We start from the raw sequence: 17,531 nt of genomic DNA, 5'->3' as shown, positions 1-17,531 counted from the left end.
ACGAGGGCTTCCGTCCGGCACGCCGAGAGCACGCACCGAACGCCGCCCGGCCCGCCCTCCGGGCGGACGACGGGACTTTCGCAACACGCCCTAGCCCGGGTCGTTCGCGAACGTGTCCGTGCCGGGGCCGTCCTGCCCTGTTCCGCCCCGGCACGGACACCCCGGCAGGGGCGCGCGGTTCAGGAGCGGTGGTCGTGCCAGGACTCGAAGCCGCGGCCGCCGTCGGGGAAGGTGCCGTCCATGAAGGCGGCCAGGGCCAGGGTGTCGTCGTCGGGGACGGTGCCGGGGGCGCGGTAGGTGATCGTGTCGGGGAGCATGGCGAGCGCGGTGACGCCCTGGCCCTCGTCCGAGGGGCGCAGCTGGACGCGGATGCCGTGCCGGTCGGCCAGCCTGCCGACCACGAACAGGCCCATGCGCTGGGAGATCGCCACGTCCACGGTGGGCGGGTTGGCCAGGGTGTGGTTGATCTCCGCGAGGTCGGGGGCGGGCAGGCCGATGCCCCGGTCGTGGATCTCGATCATCAGCCGGCCGTCCGGCAGCCGGGTCGCGGTGACCCGCACCCGGGACTGCGGCGAGGAGAACGTCGTGGCGTTCTCCAGGAGTTCGGCGAGCAGATGCACCAGGTCGGTCACCGCACGGCCGTGGATCTCCGCCTCCGGGACCCCCGACAACTCGATGCGCTCGTACTGCTCGACCTCGGAGACCGCCGCGCGGACCACGTCGACCAGGGGCAGCGGCTGGTCCCACTGCTGGGCCGGGGTCTCACCGCTGAGCACCAGGAGGTTCTCGCCGTTGCGCCGCACGCGGGTGGCGAGGTGGTCCAGCCGGAAGAGGTTCTCCAGCTGGTCGGGGTCGGCCTCCTTGCCCTCCAGCTCGGTGATCATCCCGAGCTGACGCTCGATCAGGGACTGGTTGCGGCGGGCCAGGTTGCCGAAGATCGTGTTGATGTTGGCCCGCAGCAGGGCCTGTTCGGCGGCGAGCCGGACGGCCTCGCGGTGCACGTGGTCGAAGGCGCGGGCGACCTCGCCGATCTCGTCGGTGCTGGTGATCGGGATGGGCTCGACATCGCCCTCGACCCGGCCGGGCACGGCACGGGTCAGCTGGGTCAGCCGGGCCGGCAGCCGCTGCCCGGCGATCTCCAGGGCCGAGGCGCTGAGCCGGCGCATGCTCGTGCTCATCGTGCGGGCCACCCAGGCGGCCAGCAGGAAGGCGACCAGGACGGCGAGCACGACCACGGCCGCGTTGACGATCGCGTCCCGGCGGGCGCTGTCGGCGATGTCGTGGGCGTCGGCCAGCGCGGTGTCGGTGAGGTAGACCTCCTCGCCGCGATAGGCGTCGAAGCTGAGGGTGGAGGCCGCGAAGAAGGTCTCCGGCGTGATCCCCCGGTCGGCGAGCTGGGCGGCCGTCGCGCCCGAGGCGATCGCGCTCGTCATCGCGTCCAGGGCGGGCGGGGCGGCGTACGTCTTCCCGGCCGCCTCCGCCTTCGCCTCGGCCTCCTGGACCTGCCGCTGTCCCTTCTCCGCGGCGTCGGACAGCGCCTTGCGCAGCCGGGCCATGTCCGCGTCGGTGCCGGCGCCGGCGTACTCCTGGAGCGCGACCTGTTCGAGGTAGACGTAGGAGCTGAACGAGGCGAGCTGGGCCTGGAGTTCGCCCTCGGAGAGCTTGCCGCGGTCCTCGACCAGGTGGTGGGTGCCGATGGCCCGGATCAGCGACTCGGCGGCCTGGGTGAGCGAGAGGGCGTACAGGGAGCGGCCGAAGCTCGCCTGGTTGCTGCTGCCGAAGCCCAGCTCGTTGGAGATCTCCATCAGGGGGTGCTGGACCGCGTGATAGCTCTCCTCGGTCTGCACGCCGGTCAGTTTGGCGGTGAAGGCGTTGGCGCGCACGGCGGCGAGCTGTTTCTCGCCCGCGCGGACGAGGTCGACCCGGCGCTCCAGACTGGCCGTCTTCGGCATGCGGGCGACGGCCTCCTCGAACCTCTTCGCGTCCTCGTCGGTGATCGCCCGGGCCTTGGTCACGACGGCGGAGTCGCGGTCGCCCTTGACCAACGGGATGACGGAGACGTCGCGTTCGTTGATGGCGTCGCTCGCGTACTTGTTGGCGGCCTGCACCAGTTCGGCCACCCGGACCGCGTCGTCGGCGGCCTGCCAGGTGTCGACGGAACGTTTCACCCGTACGCCGCCGAGGACGAGGGCGACGAGCACCGGGATCAGCAGGATGGCCTGGAGCTTCTGTGCCACGCGCCAGTTGCGGGCACCGAACCTTCGGCGAGCGGGGGGTGAGGTGTTCGACACGGTCGTCCTATCGATGCGGTTTCGCCACGCGTCCGACGCGAGCCCGGCACTCTCCAGTACGGAGCGGTCACGGGCAGTTGTTCAGATCGCAACGACTCGATGTCTAGCACTTCGCTTTCACTTCTGACACACATTTCGCCGAAGCCGTGCACTCTTTGTCATCGTCGTGGTGAGCGCCGGACGGTCAGAACGGCCACGTCGTCGTGGCGGCCACCGCGGCCGGCGAAGGCGCGGGCGTCCTCGAACAGGGTCTGCGGCAGGGCCGTGGGGGAGACGCCGACGTGCTGGGACAGCCGTTCGTCGACCGGGTAGAACGTGCCGTCGGCGGCCCGGGTCTCGGTGAGTCCGTCGGTGCTAAGGACGAGCGTGGCGCCCTCCGGGAACGCGAACCAGCCCACCGTCGTGGGTTCCTGCGCCAGCTCCGCGAGACCCAGCGGGACACCGGCCTCCAACTCGGGCGTGGACACGGTCCCCTTGTGCAGGAGATGGGGCAGCACATGCCCGCAGTTGACGGCCTGCACCTCGTCGTCCCGGTCCACTCCGAGGACCAGCGCGGTGACGAAGCGCTCGTCGTCACCGGTGTGCGTGGCATAGGAGTTGTGCCGTACGACGGCCGCATCCAGGGCGTCGACCAGCGCGGTGAGCGTGGGCTCCCGGTGGGCCGCCTCGCGGAAGGCGCCGATCACGGCGAAGGCGGCGCCGACCGCGGCCAGGCCCTTGCCCTGCACGTCGCCGATGAGCACACGCGTGCCGAACGGCGAGTCGACGACGTCGTAGATGTCGCCGCCGACCAGCCGGTCCTCCTGGAGCGGCTCGTAGACGCCGTTGACCAGCACGTCGTCGGTGAGCAGCGGCAGCGGGTGCAGGATGTGCCGCTGCATGGCGGCGGCGGTGGAGCGCAGCCGCAGCATCTCGTGCTCGCGCCGGATCCGCCGGTGGCAGGCGTAGACGGCGGAGGCGCCCAGCGCGACGGTGAACAGCACCAGGAACACCCGGTCGAGCACGTGCCCGTTGCCGCTGCCACGCACCACCGCGGTCGCGGTGACGACGAGCACGGTCCACGCGGCGACGAACGCCGTCTGCCGCACGGTGCACAGCGCGGAGGCCGCGCCCGGCAGGAACACCAGGAGCCCGAGCAGCCACACCTCGGACCCGGACAGCACGCCCAGGAACTCCACCAGCAGGGTCACGGACACCACGCCGGCGACCAGCTCGGCGACGCTCGGCGGCTCGACGGTGTCGAAGCCCTCGGCGGGTCTGATGCGGCGGCTACCGGTCATGGGGGCTCCCGGGCAGGGGGTGATCTCCTCATACGGTATGCAGCCCCCCGCCCGAGTGCCGACCCGGCCCGCCGCAATCAAGCACGATCCACCAGGTCACCCGCCCTCGGTCCGCTCCGTACGGCCCGGCGACCGGCGGCGACGGAGAGCGCCGGCCCCGTCACGGCCGGTTCCGTGGGCGCCGCCGTGCGGCCGGTACCGGTAGGGGCTCGGGGCCGGCCACCACCGTGTTGGACACGCTGCCGAGACCCTCCACCGTGAGCGTCACCGTGTCGCCGGGCCCGAGCGGTGCGGGGTCCCGCTCGCCCCGTACGCCCCACAGCTCGGCGAGACAGCCGCCGTTGCCGCAGGTCCCCGAGCCGAGGACGTCGCCGGGGCGGACCCAGGTGCCGCGGGAGGCGTAGGCGACCATCTCCTCGAAGGTCCAGCTCATGTTGGAGAGCAGGTCCTTGCCGACCACCTCGCCGTTGACCGCGGCGGTGAGCCCCAGCCGCAGGAAGCCGTCGGCGTCCCGACGCGGCTCCAGCTCGTCCGCGGTGACCAGGTACGGCCCCAGCGTGGTGGCCGTGTCCTTGCCCTTGCACGGGCCGAGACCCACCCGCATCTCGGCGGACTGGAGATCCCGGGCGGACCAGTCGTTGAGGATCGTGTACCCGACGATGTGCTCCCGCGCCCGCTCCGGAGTGAGGTCCCGGCCCTCCTTGCCGATCACGGCGGCCACCTCCAGCTCGAAGTCGAGCACGGACGACCCCGGGGGCATCGGGATCTCGTCACAAGGCCCGTACACCGCATAGGGGTTGGTGAAGTAGAACGTCGGAGCCGCGTACCACTGCTCCGGTACCCCGGCGGCCCCGTCCACGGACCGCCGTACGCCCTCGACATGCTCCTCGAAGGTCACGAAGTCCCGTACGGTGGGCGGCTGGAGCGGTGCCAGGAGCCGGACCTCGGAGACATGCGGCCCGGCCGGGACGTCGTCGCCGCTGTCCAGCAGTTCGGAGAGCCCGCCGCCCTCGGCGAGCAGACCGGTCAGCGAGGAGACACCGGGCAGGGGCCGTAGCGTGCCGTCCTCGTCGACGACGGCCACGCGGCGACGGTCGCGGTACTCGTAGGTGGCCAAACGCATGAGAGGCTCCTGCCGTCGAGGGTGGGTCAGACCGGCGGGGCGACGAACACACCGCGGTCGACGTCGTTGAAGGACTCCTTGGCGACCAGTTCGTTCATCGGATTGGCCGTGCCCCACTGGTCGGTGACCTCCGGCCGGGAGAAGTCGTAGACGTGCGGATGCCAGGTGTCCTCGTCGAGAAGCTCCAACTCGGTCGTGTACTCGACCGTGTTGCCGTGCGGATCGAGGAAGTAGGTGAAGGTGTTGTCGCCCGCCAGGTGCCGGCCCGGCCCCCAGACCTTCGTGAACCCGGCCCGCATCACCCGCCCGGACCCGCGCATGTACTCGTCGATACCGCGCATCTCGAAGGAGACGTGGTGCAGCGAGGTGTGCGGACCCTTGGCGATCGCCATCGAGTGGTGCTGGTTGCTGATCCGCATGAAGTGCATGACATCGCCGACGTACGGCGAACTCAGCGTGTCGGAGTGCCGGAAGCCGAGGTGGGTCTCGTACCAGGAGCGGGTCGCGTCCAGGTCGGGGGAGTTGAGGACGACGTGCGAGAGCTTGACCGGGATGGCCTCCTTCTCCTCGATCCTCCGGTGCCGGCGCACCTCGACGTCGGCCGAGACCTCGACGGTGCGTCCGTCGATGTCGAAGAACCGGAAGCCGTAACCACCGCCGGGGGTCTCGACCTTGGCGGGCCGGGACAGCAACTGGACGCCACCGGCGAGGAGTCGCTCGGCGAGGGCGTCCACGTCCTCGGCCGAGGCGGCACCGTAGGAGACCAGGTCGAGCCGCTTCTCGTCGGCCTTGCGCAGCCGTACGACGTACTGCTCGGGCGAGCCCTCAGCGGCGAGGAAGGAGATCCCGGAGTCCTCGGCGACCTTGGTCAGGCCCCAGACGCCGGCGTAGAAGTCGAGCTGCCGGTCGTAGTCGGGGACGGCGAGGTCGACGTGGCGGAGATGGGTGAGCGGGCGGTGGTCCATGGGGGTCCTCCTCAGGCGAGGTCGAGCAGCGCGGCGGCGTTCGCCCCGCGCACGGCGTGGAAGTCGGCATCGGACAGGCCCGCGGCGCGCAGGGAGCCGAGCGGGTCCTCGGTGCCCATGTCGAAGGGGAAGTCGGAGCCGAGCAGCACCCGGCCGGCGCCCGTGACCCGGACCAACTCCCGCAGTGCGAGCGGGTCATGGACCAGGGAGTCGAAGTACAGCCGGCCCAGGTAGCTGCTGGGTTCGTGCGCGCACTCCCGGGCGTCGGGCCGGACCCGCCAGGCGTGGTCGGAGCGGCCGAGGTGGGTGGGGAGATAGCCGCCCCCGTGCGCGGCGATCACCCTCAGCGCCGGGTGCCGGTCCAGGACGCCGGAGAAGATCAGATGGGAGAGCGCCACGGCGTTCTCGGTGGGCTGGCCGACGGTGTTGGAGAGATACCAGCGGTCCAGCCGCTGGTCGAGGGTGCAGCCGAAGGGGTGCAGGAAGAGCAGGGCGCCGGTCTCCTCGGCCCGTGACCAGAGAGGCTCGTAAGCGGGGTCCGACAGCTCGTGTCCGGGCGCGTGGGAGGAGATCTCCACGCCCTTCAGGCCCTGTTGCAGGGCATGGTCGAGCAACTCGACGGTGAGGGCTGGGTGTTGGAGTGGGACCAGGCCCAGTCCGTGGAGCCGGTCGGGCGCCTTGGCGCAGTGTGCCGCGGTCGTCTCGTTCGCCAACCGGCAGAGTCTGGCGGCCAGTTCGGGCTCCGCCCAGTAGTGGTAGTGCGACGGGGACGGACTGACCAGCTGGACGTCCACGCCCTGTTCGTCCATGGCAGCCAGCCGCACGGCCGCGTCCGTGAGCCTCGGCACGCGCGCGCCGACCATGGGGCCGTTCACCTTCAGGGCGGCCGGACCGTTGCGACGGGCGTCGAGGGCACGGGCCTCGGCGAGCCCCGGGTGACCGGCCACGGCTTCCTCGACCTCGGGCAGCAGCAGATGGGCGTGGATGTCGACGGTGGGGGCGGCTTCGGTCACGGCAGTTCCCTCAGCGCGCTCAGGGTGCGGTGCATCAGCCCCGGCACGTCCGCGTCGCGTCTCCCCTCCAGCAGCCACCGGCCCAGCTGCACGGACGCGTCGACGACCATGCGCACCCGGGGGATCCGGCGGGCCTGATAGGCGGTGAGCAGCCGGTCGTCCCAGTCGGCGCCGCCGGTCAGCAGTTCGGCGAGCACCTGGACGTCCTCCAGGGACATCGCGGCGCCCTGCGCGAAGGTCGGCGGACAGGCGTGGGCGGCGTCGCCGACGAGCACGACGCGGCCGCGGTGCCAGGGGCCCTCCACCAAGTGCCGGTCGAAACAGGCGTAGTTGACGGCTCCCGCGTCGGTGAACGCGGCTCGCAACTGCGGCCACACCCCGCCGTAGGCCCCGCTGAGCCGGCGCATCTCGTCGGCGTACGAGGCGGGATCGAGCGAGGCCCGGTCGCGGGCCGGTTCGACGAGATACGTGTAGACCGTGTCCTCGCTGGTCGGGCAGTACCCGGCGATGAAGCACGGGCCGCCGTAGATCATCTCGGTGCGGGTGACGCCGGCCGGGCGGGGCGCGGGGGCGCGCCAGATGCCCATGCCGGTGGGCTCGGGCCGGTCGGTGACGCCGATCATGCGGCGGGTGGCGGAGTGCAGCCCGTCGGCGCCGACGACGAGGTCGTAGCGGCGGGTCGAGCCGTCCGAGAAGGTGACGTCCACGCCCTCGCCGTCCTGGGCGAAGGCGGTGGCCGTGGTGCCGAGGCGGAGGTCGGCGCCGGAGGCCCGGACCCGCTCGATGAGGAGCTGCTGGAGCCTCGGGCGCCGCATGCCGATGTGGGCGGGCAGGTCGTCGCCGCCGGTGCGCAGCTCGTCGTGGGCGGCGAGGACGGTGCCGTCGGGGGCGAGGATGGCGACGCCCTCGGCGGGGTAGCCGTCCTTCTCGATCGCGTCGAGGACGCCGACCTCGCGCAGGACGCGCAGGGCGTTGCCCTGGAGGGTGATGCCGGAGCCGGCGGCGGAGCGCCAGTCGGGGCTCGCCTCGACGAGGTCGACGGCGACGTCGGCGCGGCGCAGCAGGACGGTGAGGGCGTTGCCGGAGGTGCCGCCGCCGATGACGAGGACGGAGCGTTCGGTGCGGTCGGACATGTCGGGGTCCTCTACTTCTGCTTCTACTTCACGGCGATGGGGTTGACCGGGGACCCCACCGCCCCCGTGATCGGCAGCGGTGCCGCCGTCAGCCAGAACTCGTACACGCCGTCCTCGGCGCAGTCTGCGGCGAGTGCGTCGAGGTCCCACATCTCGCCGATCAGCAGGCCGATGTGGGGGATGGCGACCTGGTGCAGCGGCTGGAAGGCGTGCTCGAACTCGTTCGGCCGGACCTCGAAGCCCCAGGTGTCGGTGGCGATCGCGGCGATCTCGCTGCCGTGCAGCCAGCCGGCGGTGGTGAAGGACAGCCCGGGTGCGGGACCGCCCGCGTAGTCGCCCCAGCCGTCCCGCCGGGCCCGGGCGAGCTGCCCCGTCCGTACGAGGACGAGGTCACCGCGCCCGACGGTCACGCCGTGGGCCTCGGCGGTCGCGGTCAGATGGTCCTCGGTGACGGCGAATCCGTCGGGCAACTCGCCGCCCACGCCGACGACTTGACCGACGTCCAGCAGCACCCCGCGCCCGGCGACATACGGCGCCATGTGCTCGATGCCGGTGACGAGGTCGCCGTCGGAGGTGACCGTGCGCGCCGCGTCCCGCCCGTTCCACGCCCTGCCGTGGTCGAAGATGTGCCCGAGTCCGTCCCACTGCGTCGAGCACTGGAGCGGCATCGCGATCACGTCGTCGGCGCCGCCGATGCCGTGCGGAAAGCCCTGGTTGCCGAGGGCCGCGTCGGTGCCGGTGTCCAGCATGGTGTGCACCGGGTTGGTGCGCCGCCGCCAGCCCTTCTGCGGCCCGTTCATGTCGAACCGTTGGGAGAGCGAGAAGCTCACACCCCGCCGGACCAGCGCAGCGCCCTCGCGCCGTTTGGCCTCGTCGAGGAAGTTCAGGGTGCCGAGCACGTCGTCCTCGCCCCAACGCCCCCAGTTGGAGCACGCCTTGGCGGCCTCGGCGATCGCGCCCTCGGGGTCGTCGCGGTTCACACCGCCTCCCCGACACAGCGGGTGCGCTGCACACCGAGCCCGGTGATGGAGCCCTCCATCACGTCGCCGTCCCGCAGCAGCCGCCCCCAGTGGATGCCGTTGCCGGCCGGGCTGCCCGTCAACACCAGGTCCCCGGGCAGCAGTTGGGCGGTCTGCGAGATGTACGACACCAGCCGGGCGACCCCGAAGAGCATGTCCTTGGTCGACTCGTCCTGCATGGTCTCGCCGTTGAGCCGAAGCGTGACCCGCAGATCGCCCGGGTCGGCGATCGAACCGGCGGGCACGATCCACGGTCCGAGCGGGGTGAAGCCCGGCGCGTTCTTGCTGCGCAGCCAGTCGGTCCCAATGGCCTTCATGTCCCGCCGGAACACGCCGGCCCGGTCGGTGAGGTCATTGGCGATCGTGTACCCGGCGACGTACTCCAAAGCCTCCTCGACCGGCACCCCCTGGGCGGGCCTGCCGATCACCACGGCCAACTCCAGCTCCCAGTCCGGCTGTTCGGCCCAGGAAGGGAGGACGACATCGTCGTAGGGACCGGTGATCGCGCTCGGCAGCCCGATGAACACGTACGGCAGATCCTCCGCCGCCCGCCGGTCCATGACGGCGGCGATCTCCGCCCGCGCCTCCTCGACCGTGCGCGGGTCGTCGGGGGAGCGGTGCGCGACCTCCAGATCGATCACGTGCTGCCGGTAGTTGGCGCCGGACTGGAAGACCTGGCGCGGCTCGACGGGCGCGTGCACCCGCAGCCCGTCCAACGGGTGCCGGTCGAGATGGGGATCGTCCGCCAGCGAGTGCAGGACGGGCAGGTACTCCTCCCACCGGTCCAGGACGGCCCGAAGGTCGCTCGGCGCCCCGGCCAAGGTCCCGCTCAGGTCGAGCACCCGGTCCTCGGCCAGCAGGCCCGGGAAGCGCGGCCCCTCCGGAGCGGAGAACGTGCCGAGCGCGAACGGGCCGGCAGGTTGCCGATGCGTTGCCATGAGATTTCCTCCCGCTGGGTTGCGGTCTACTGTGGCCCTCGTCGACCGATCACGGAAATAGATCCTGTGGATGTGGCGAATCCATCCGATGGATACCTCTGACCTGCCAGGTGGTGCCCGGTGAACCTGTCCCGACTCGACCTCAATCTCGTGCTCGCCCTGCGCGCGCTGCTGGAGGAGCGCAACGTCACCCGGGCGGGCGAGCGGGTGGGGCTGAGCCAGCCCGCCATGAGCGCGGCCCTGTCCCGGCTGCGCCGCCACTTCGACGACGACCTGCTGGCCCGTACCGGCAACACCTACGAGCTGACCCCGCTCGGCGTGGCCCTGCGCGACCGCAGCGCCACCGCCTGCGACCTGCTGGAACGGGTCTTCTCCAGCCAGGCCGACTTCGATCCGGCCGTGGAGACCCGCGAGTTCACGCTGCTCGCCTCCGACTACGGCGCGGCCGTCTTCGGCGCCCCGCTGGCCCGCGCCCTCCACCACGAGGCCCCCGGCATCCGCCTCACGTTCCGGCACACCCCGCCGTCGGTCGAGGAGAACACCGCGACGGTGCTGAGCACCATCGACGGCCTGCTCCTGCCGCACGGCATCATCGACGGATTCCCCGCGGTCGACCTGCACCAGGACCGCTGGCTGTGCATGATCGCCGACGACAACCCGGAAGTGGGCGACGACCTCACCCTCGACCACCTCGCGCACCTGCCCTGGGCGGTCTACCAGCGCCCCTACGACGCCCCGGCCGCCCGCCAGCTCAGCATGCTGGGCATCAGCCCCCGCGTGGAGGTCTCCGTACAGACCTTCCAGCTCCTGCCGCACATGGTCGAGGGCACGAGACGCGTGGCGATGATCCAGGAGCGCCTGGCGAGAAGGGCGGTGCGCTCAGCAGCGGTACGAGTCCTCCCGTGCCCCTTCGAGGCCGTACCCGTGCAGGAGGCAATGTGGTGGCACCCGGTACACACGCAGGACGCGGCCCACATCTGGCTAAGACAAAAGGCAGCACAGGTAGGAGCCACGCTCACTGCAACTCCCTAAAGGGGCGCGGAGCTGTGTCGAATGTGCGGCTACCGCCGCGTGGGCGTGACCAGCCACGACGGACCAGCAGCCAAAATCCAACCAGCCCCGAACAGACCCCCAACACCCCCACAGCCCCCGCAAGACTCCCCACAACAGCCTCCCCACCGAGCAACACCAGCGGACAGACAAACTCCCCACCGAAGAACGCGGCCATCCACAGCCCCGTCCCGCGACCACGGTCCTCAAAGGCCAGCCGAGACATCGCACTGGTCAACAACGCAGGCAACAACACCCCCGTACCAACGCAGTTGACCACCGCCCCCACCACCAGCACCCCCGCGTTCCCGGCGAGGAACATCACCCCGAACCCCACCGCGCACACAGCGAGAACGCCGGGCAGCATCGGGTCCGGGGCGCGCTTGAGACGGGCGAAGAGGACCGCCCCGCACACCGTCGCCGCACTCGCCACCGCCGTCGCCAGCCCGATCACCCCCGAACTCTCCACCCCGAGGTCGTCGAGCAGATACGCCATCTCGACGGGCACGGTGTAGAACACCATCGCCCCGAAGGAGGTCAGCGCACAGATCCCACTCAACTGCCGCCAGGGAAAAGGGCGTCGGGCACGGACCGTCGCCGCACGGGCCGCCGGGCTCGGCAGCGCCGTGGCCATCAGCGGAGCGAGGACCAGACTCACGGCGTACACGAAGAACGGCACCCGCCACCCGGCGGAGCCCACCGCACCCCCGACCGCGAAGAACACCGTGGCCGACGCGGAGGCACACATTGTCTGCAACGCGAGGTACTTCACCCGCCGTTGCCCGGAGTAGTAGTCACCGATCAGCGTGGTGCAGCAGGTCATGATCGCGGCCTCGGCGACCCCCACCAGCGCCCGGCTCGCGATGATCGCGCCCAGCGACGACAACCACAACGGCGCGGTGCCGAACACCGCGTACAACAGCGTCGCCACGACCAGCAGCCGCTTGCGGCCGAGCCGGTCCACGATCACCCCGGCGAACGGCGCGAGCAACGCGAGCGCCAGCGCCGGCACGGTCAACGCCAGCGGCACGAGCGCCTTCGCCCCGGGCACGGAGGCGAAGTGGTCCTGCATCTTCGGCAGGACGGGGGCGATGAGCACCGCCCCCAGGATCGGCAGACAACTGCCCGCCATCAGCAAGGTCACCCGCAGCGCATGGGCCGGGCCGGAGGCGGGGACGGGCGACTGGGCAGTGTCGTCGACCGCGGCGGTGGACGACGGCGGAACGGAACCGGGCATCACGACTCCAGGGCACGGAGAGCGGAGTGGACATGCCGGCGGGCACCGAGGGGCGCACGGCATGCCGGGGACGGCCGCACGACGGCGGCTGTCCGGACAGCGGCGTGCGGGTAGCCACGACTATGGGCCGTCCGCCGACCGCCCGCCATCCTGCGCGTGATCCGAATCCCGTATAACCCGGCATCCATGCTCTGGATGGTGCAGCCGTCCACAGCATGGATCCGACCTCGTGCGTTACGCCCCCAGCTCCTTGGTGATCCGGTCCAGCATGAACGCCGAGGATTCCCTGGCCCGTTCCTCCCACGCGAAGACGCACGCCGTGGCCACGCCGTCGAAGTCCAGCTCGCGCAGGGTGCCGAAGAAGGCGTCCCAGTCGACCTCGCCCTGGCCGATGTCGAGGTGCTGGTGGATACGGGCCGGGGTGCCGGGCGGGTTGAGGATGTAGCGCAGTCCGCTGGAGCCCTTGTGGTTGAAGGAGTCCGCGATGTGCACATGCCGGAGCTTGTCACCGGCGTAGCGCATCATCTTGGCGATGTCCGCCCCGACCTCCGATGCACCGGAGAGGTGGAAGCTGTGCGGGGCGCAGTACAGGTAGTTCACCCAGGGCTTGTCGATCGCCCGGACCAGGTCGACGGCGGGAGCGTTCTCCTCGCAGAAGTCGTCGGGGTGGGCCTCCAGGTTCAGGGCGATGCCTTCGCGCTCGAACAGCGGGAGCAGCTCCTCCAGCGAGCGCCAGAACGCGGCCTCGCTCTCGGCGGCCCGCTCGGGGCGGCCGTTGAACTCGCTGTTCATCAGGGGGCATTCGAGGTCGGCGGTGATCTCTATCATGCGCTTCCAGTAGCGGACGGCCGCCTGCCGCTCGGTCTCGTCGGGCGAGGACCACTTGTACAGCGGCAGCACGGAGGAGAGCCGGACGCCGTGGGTGCGCAGGGAGTTCTTGAGCTCGGTGATCCGCTCGTCGTCCGCCCGTGGGTGCAGGAAGAACGGCATGAAGTCGTCGCGCGGCGACAACTCGATGTACTGGTAGCCGAGTTCGGCCACCGTGCGCACCATGTCGTCGAGGGACAGGGCGCGGAACATGTACGGGTCGAGGGCGATCTTCACGCGGCACCTCCGTAGAAGGCGGGACGGGGCTTGAGGTCGGTGGCGACGACGCGGCCCGTCTCCAGGGCCTCGACGGTCGCGGCGGTGATGACGGTGGCGGCGTAACCGTCCCAGGCGGAGGGCCCGGTGGGCGCCTGACCGGCGGCGAGGCCCGCGATCCACTCCCGGAACTCCGTGTCGAAGGCGTCCCGGAACCGGCCCACCCAGTCGGTCAGCACCTCGGTGCTGTGCCGGGCGCCGGTGCGGACGGCGACCGCGGCCGGGTCGGGCAGTCGGACCAGGCCCTCCTCGCCGACCGCCTCGCACTGGATGTCGTAGCCGTACTGGCAGTTGACGAAGACCTCCAGGTCGATCCGGACGCCCTTCGCCGTCTCGAAGAGCATGATCTGCGGGTCCTTGAGGTGCGCGAACCGCTTGCTCGTGGCGCGCGGGGTGACCACCTGGGTGGAGACGATCTCGTCGTCGAGCAGCCAGCGCAGCACGTCCACCTCGTGAACGGCCGTGTCCAGGGCGGCCATTGCGGAGGTGTACGACTCCGGGACCGTCGGGTTGCGATGCGCGCAGTGCACGATCAGCGGCGCGCCGATCCGGCCCGCGTCGATGACCTCCTTCAGCTGCCGGTACCCGGCGTCGTAGCGGCGCATGAAGCCGACCTGGACCAGCCGGCGGCCGTGGGCCTGCTCGGCCTCGGTGATCCTCAGGCAGTCCTCGGCGGTGGTGGCCAGCGGCTTCTCGCAGAACACCGGCTTCCCGGCGGCTATCGCGTTGAGCACGTGCTCGGCGTGGGTCGGGCCCCAGGAGGTCACGAGGACGGCGTCCACGTCGTCGGCCGCGACCACCGCGGCGCCGTCGGGCAGCACCCGGGCGCCGACCGGGGCGGCCGCCTCGGCGGCGCGGTCCGCGTCGATGTCGGTGACGGCGGTGACCCGGGCCCCGGTTACGGTGTGGGTGAGGCGGCGGATGTGTTCGGTGCCGATCCAGCCGGCCCCGATCACCCCTACACGTACGGTCATGGTCCGTTCCTAACTAGGAGAAGCGCGCCCGGAGTTCGGCTTCGAGGGTTTCGAGGGTGCGGCCCTTCGTCTCGGGGACGTAGAGCTTCACGAAGGTGAGGGAGAAGACACCCGCCACCACGAACAGGAAGAAGGTGCTGGAGACGCCGATGCCGGAGACCAGCGACGGGAAGACCAGCCCGATCACGAAGTTGGTCAGCCACAGCACCACCGCGGCCACGCCCATCCCGAAGCCGCGCATCCGCATCGGGAAGATCTCCGACAGCATCAGCCAGGTCACCGGCGAGATCGCGCCCTGCTGGAAGGCGAGGAAGGTGACCGTCATGGCGAGCACCGCGTAGGCGCGGGCGTCGCCGGCGGACAGCACCAGTGAAAAGACACCGATCAGCAACAGGGCCGCCGTGGTGCCGATCTGACCGGCCATCAGCATCGGCCGGCGCGGCAGCCGGCCCAGCAGCCAGATGCCGACGAACGTGGCGAGGACCGAGATCACGCCGTTGGCGATGTTCGCCGTGAGCGCGGTGTCCGAGGTGAAGCCGGCGTCCTCCAGGATCTGGGTGCCGTAGTACATGATCGTGTTGACGCCGGTGATCTGCTGCACGATCGCGATGCCGAACCCGACGAACATCAGCTTGCGGAGCCACGGCGTGGACCTCATGTCCCGCCAGCTGCCGAGCTTCTCCTGCTCCTCCCTGACCGCGAGCGCGGACACCTCGGCGAGTTCCGCCTCGGCCCGCTGCCGCGAACGCACCTGCTTCAGGACCTCCAGGGCTTCGGAGAAGCGGGTCTGCGAGGCCAGCCAGCGCGGGCTCTCCGGCATGACCAGCATGCCGAACCACAGCACCACGGCCGGGATCGTGGCGATCACCAGCATCCAGCGCCAGACCCCGCCGGACTCACCGCCCACCCGCGCGATGGCCGCGTTGGAGGTGAAGGCGAGCAACTGCCCGCTGACGATCATCAGTTCGTTGCGGGTGACGAGCGCACCGCGCCGCTCGGCGGGCGAGACCTCGGCGAGGTACACGGGCACGGTCACCGAGGCACCGCCGACCGCGAGACCGAGGACGAACCGCGCCACCACCATCACCGCGGTGGTCGGCGCGAGCGTGCACCCCAGCGCGCCGACGAAGAACAGCACCGCGAGGACGAGGATCGTACGGCGCCTGCCGCGCGCGTCGGACAGCCGGCCACCGGCGACCGCGCCCAGGGCCGCCCCGAGGAGCAGCGAGCTGGTGACCATGCCCTCGGTGACCGCGGTCAGCCCGAGGTCGTCGGTCATGTACGGCAGCGCGCCGTTGATGACACCGGTGTCGTAGCCGAAGAGCAGCCCGCCGAAGGTGGCGATGACGGTGATGACCCGCAGCCGTCGTGAGACGGCGGGCGGGGCGTCGTCGGTGGTGGGCGTGAGGGTCGTGACATCCATGGGCGCCTCCTACCGGTCGAGAGTCGGACGCCGGGTACCCGCCAGGCCGTGACCGGCCAGGTGCTCCCGGGTGCGTACGGCGATGGGGAGCGGCACCTCGGGCGCGCACGGGTACAGGTCCTGCTCGACGATCACGAACAACTCGGCGTCCAGTCGGGCCAGTTCGGCGACCACGTCGGCCGGATCCGGCACCCCGGCGGGCGGTGAGACGCACACACCGCGCTTGACCGCCTCCCCGAACGAGAGGTCCTCGGCGGCGACTTGGGCCAGCACGGCGGGGTCCATCTGCTTGATGTGCACGTATCCGACCCGCTCGCCGAACCGGCGGATCAGGTCGAGGTTGTCGCCGCCGCCGTAGGCCACGTGCCCGGTGTCCAGGCACAGGTTGGTGTACCGGGAGTCCGACTCGTCGAGCAGCCGCTCGATCTCCGGCTGGGTCTGGAGGTGGCTGTCGGCGTGCGGATGGATCACGAGACGCACGTCGTACTCGTCGAGCAGCAGCGCGCCCAGCCGGTCGGCGGCCTTCCCGAAGCCCGCCCACTGCTCGGCGGTCAGCTCGGGCGGCTCGGTGAACGCCCCGGTCCTCTCGTCCCGGTACATGGGCGGGATCAGCACCAGGTGGTGGGCGCCCGCGGCCTGCGTCAGCGCGGCGACCTGCCGGACATGGGCGAGCATCTCGTCCCAGGCCTCGGGCCGGTGCAGCGCGCCGAAGGCGGTACCGCCGGAGACCTGCAGTCCGCGCGCGTCCAGCTCCTCCTTGAGGCGCCGCGGATCGGTGGGGAGGTAGCCGTAGGGACCGAGCTCCAGCCACCGGTAGCCGGCCTGCGCCAGCTCGTCGAGGAAGCGGGTGTACGGCACCTGCCGGGCGTCCTCGGGGAACCAGATCCCCCACGAGTCGGGTGCCGAGCCCAGGCAGAGGTTGCCCACGGTGGTGCGGAGCGGGGTGGTTGGCGCCGTTGCCATGCGGTGTCCTTCGGGGAGAGGCTCTTGCCTGTCGCGCTCTACTAGCGCGCGCTAGTGGCAGTACGATGGACCCTGTCCAAATGTCATGTCAATACCTTCCCGCGGTGGCGTTTCGCGGCTGCCCTAGGGTTGGCTCCGGCGAAGGGTGGTGCACAGGTGGATGCAGCGGGCAGGCAGCGGCCGACGATGGCCGACGTGGCCGACAGGGCGGGCGTGTCCCGTGCGCTGGTGTCGATCGTGTTCCGCAACCAGCCCGGTGCGAGCCGGGAGACCCGCGAGCGGGTGCTGCGGGTCGCCGACGAGATCGGCTACCGCCCGGACAGCGCGGCCCGGCTGCTAGCCCGCGGCCGCAGCCGCACGCTCGGCGTGATGTTCACCGTCCACCAGACCTTCCACACCGACCTGATCGAGGGCATCTACCCGGAGGCGGAGCGGCTCGGGTACGAGGTCCTGCTGTCCGGCGCGACGCGCGGCCGCAGCGAGGAGAAGGTCGCGGAGGCGCTGCTGGCCCACCGCTGCGAGGCCGTGATCGTGCTCGGCTCCTTCGCGGAGACCGTCTTCCTCGACGAACTGGGGCGCCGCACGGTCGCCGTGTCGGTCAGCCGCCGCGTCCCGCACGCCCACGTGGACTTCGTGCACTCCGCCGAGGGCAAGGGCGTACGCCAGGCCATGGACCACCTGGTCGAGCTGGGGCACCGCCGGATCGTGCACCTCGACGGCGGCCGCGGCCCCGGCTCGGCCGAACGGCGGCGCGCCTACCGCGCGGCGATGCGGCGCCACGGCCTGGAGTCCGAGGCCCGGGTCATCCCCGGCGACCACACCGAGGAGTCGGGCATCGAGACCGGGCGGACGCTCCTCGCCGAGCGCGAGCAGGGGCGGTCGTTGCCAGGTTTTCTTGTTCAGGGCCGGCCACGGCTCGCCGAAGACGTAGTCGATACCGAGGTTGGGGCGCTGGCGCAGCTTGCCGATGCCCGACTTC

The 17,531-nt window shown here is 71.2% G+C and carries 15 protein-coding genes; 2 read left to right on the top strand and 13 right to left on the bottom strand.

Annotated elements, in window-relative coordinates:
• Window positions 1-179: 179 nt before the first annotated feature.
• The 8 genes from ABZ896_RS46930 to ABZ896_RS46895 all read right to left on the bottom strand — a co-directional run bounded on the left by ABZ896_RS46930 (window position 180) and on the right by ABZ896_RS46895 (window position 9,762).
• A complete protein-coding gene (locus ABZ896_RS46930; RefSeq protein WP_360943531.1) occupies window positions 180-2,237 on the bottom strand; it encodes a nitrate- and nitrite sensing domain-containing protein in 2,058 nt (685 codons plus the stop codon).
• 212 nt (window positions 2,238-2,449) lie between these two features.
• On the bottom strand, window positions 2,450-3,571 hold the full coding sequence (locus ABZ896_RS46925) for a PP2C family protein-serine/threonine phosphatase (protein WP_360943528.1): 1,122 nt from the start codon (window positions 3,569-3,571) through the stop codon (window positions 2,450-2,452).
• Window positions 3,572-3,731: 160 nt separating this feature from the next.
• Window positions 3,732-4,694: a fumarylacetoacetate hydrolase family protein gene (locus tag ABZ896_RS46920; protein ID WP_360943525.1), complete on the bottom strand. Its 963-nt coding sequence runs from the start codon at window positions 4,692-4,694 to the stop codon at window positions 3,732-3,734.
• A 26-nt stretch (window positions 4,695-4,720) separates the two neighbouring features.
• Window positions 4,721-5,659: a VOC family protein gene (locus ABZ896_RS46915; protein WP_360943522.1), complete on the bottom strand. Its 939-nt coding sequence runs from the start codon at window positions 5,657-5,659 to the stop codon at window positions 4,721-4,723.
• Window positions 5,660-5,670: 11 nt separating this feature from the next.
• Window positions 5,671-6,672, bottom strand: coding sequence for an amidohydrolase family protein (locus ABZ896_RS46910; protein ID WP_360943519.1), 1,002 nt, complete (start codon window positions 6,670-6,672; stop codon window positions 5,671-5,673).
• Window positions 6,669-7,805, bottom strand: a complete 1,137-nt coding sequence (locus ABZ896_RS46905) for an FAD-dependent oxidoreductase (protein ID WP_360943516.1) — start codon at window positions 7,803-7,805, stop codon at window positions 6,669-6,671. The genes ABZ896_RS46910 and ABZ896_RS46905 overlap by 4 nt, the downstream gene beginning before the upstream one ends.
• Window positions 7,806-7,828: 23 nt before the next feature.
• On the bottom strand, window positions 7,829-8,785 hold the full coding sequence (locus tag ABZ896_RS46900) for a cyclase family protein (protein ID WP_360943513.1): 957 nt from the start codon (window positions 8,783-8,785) through the stop codon (window positions 7,829-7,831).
• A complete protein-coding gene (locus tag ABZ896_RS46895) occupies window positions 8,782-9,762 on the bottom strand; it encodes a fumarylacetoacetate hydrolase family protein (RefSeq protein WP_360943510.1) in 981 nt (326 codons plus the stop codon). Before ABZ896_RS46895 ends, ABZ896_RS46900 begins: the two co-directional genes overlap by 4 nt.
• Window positions 9,763-9,882: 120 nt before the next feature.
• Here ABZ896_RS46895 and ABZ896_RS46890 point away from each other — a divergent pair, with 120 nt between their 5' ends.
• Window positions 9,883-10,794: a LysR family transcriptional regulator gene (locus ABZ896_RS46890; RefSeq protein ID WP_360943507.1), complete on the top strand. Its 912-nt coding sequence runs from the start codon at window positions 9,883-9,885 to the stop codon at window positions 10,792-10,794.
• Here ABZ896_RS46890 and ABZ896_RS46885 read toward each other — a convergent pair.
• The 5 genes from ABZ896_RS46885 to ABZ896_RS46865 form a co-directional block, all read right to left on the bottom strand.
• Window positions 10,778-12,049 (bottom strand): MFS transporter, encoded by a 1,272-nt coding sequence (locus ABZ896_RS46885; protein WP_360943504.1) that lies wholly within the window; start codon window positions 12,047-12,049, stop codon window positions 10,778-10,780. The genes ABZ896_RS46890 and ABZ896_RS46885 overlap by 17 nt on opposite strands.
• Before the next feature lie 234 nt (window positions 12,050-12,283).
• The gene (locus ABZ896_RS46880) at window positions 12,284-13,153 is read right to left on the bottom strand and encodes a sugar phosphate isomerase/epimerase (RefSeq protein WP_360943501.1); all 870 of its coding nucleotides are present in this window, start codon (window positions 13,151-13,153) and stop codon (window positions 12,284-12,286) included.
• Window positions 13,150-14,166 (bottom strand): Gfo/Idh/MocA family oxidoreductase, encoded by a 1,017-nt coding sequence (locus ABZ896_RS46875; protein ID WP_360943498.1) that lies wholly within the window; start codon window positions 14,164-14,166, stop codon window positions 13,150-13,152. Before ABZ896_RS46875 ends, ABZ896_RS46880 begins: the two co-directional genes overlap by 4 nt.
• Before the next feature lie 13 nt (window positions 14,167-14,179).
• Entirely contained in the window at window positions 14,180-15,589 is a 1,410-nt protein-coding gene (locus ABZ896_RS46870) for a sugar porter family MFS transporter (RefSeq protein WP_360943495.1), read from the bottom strand.
• A gap of 9 nt (window positions 15,590-15,598) precedes the next feature.
• Window positions 15,599-16,552 (bottom strand): TIM barrel protein, encoded by a 954-nt coding sequence (locus ABZ896_RS46865; protein ID WP_360943492.1) that lies wholly within the window; start codon window positions 16,550-16,552, stop codon window positions 15,599-15,601.
• A 186-nt stretch (window positions 16,553-16,738) separates the two neighbouring features.
• On the opposite strand from ABZ896_RS46865, the gene ABZ896_RS46860 reads away from it, so the two are divergent.
• Window positions 16,739-17,531: LacI family DNA-binding transcriptional regulator (locus ABZ896_RS46860; RefSeq protein WP_360943534.1), on the top strand; the 793-nt coding region annotated here is incomplete at its 3' end.

The organism is Streptomyces sp. NPDC047072, assembly GCF_040643855.1.
In the GTDB taxonomy this organism is placed as follows: Bacteria; Actinomycetota; Actinomycetes; order Streptomycetales; family Streptomycetaceae; genus Streptomyces.
This window is presented reverse-complemented; position numbering and strand designations above follow the sequence as displayed.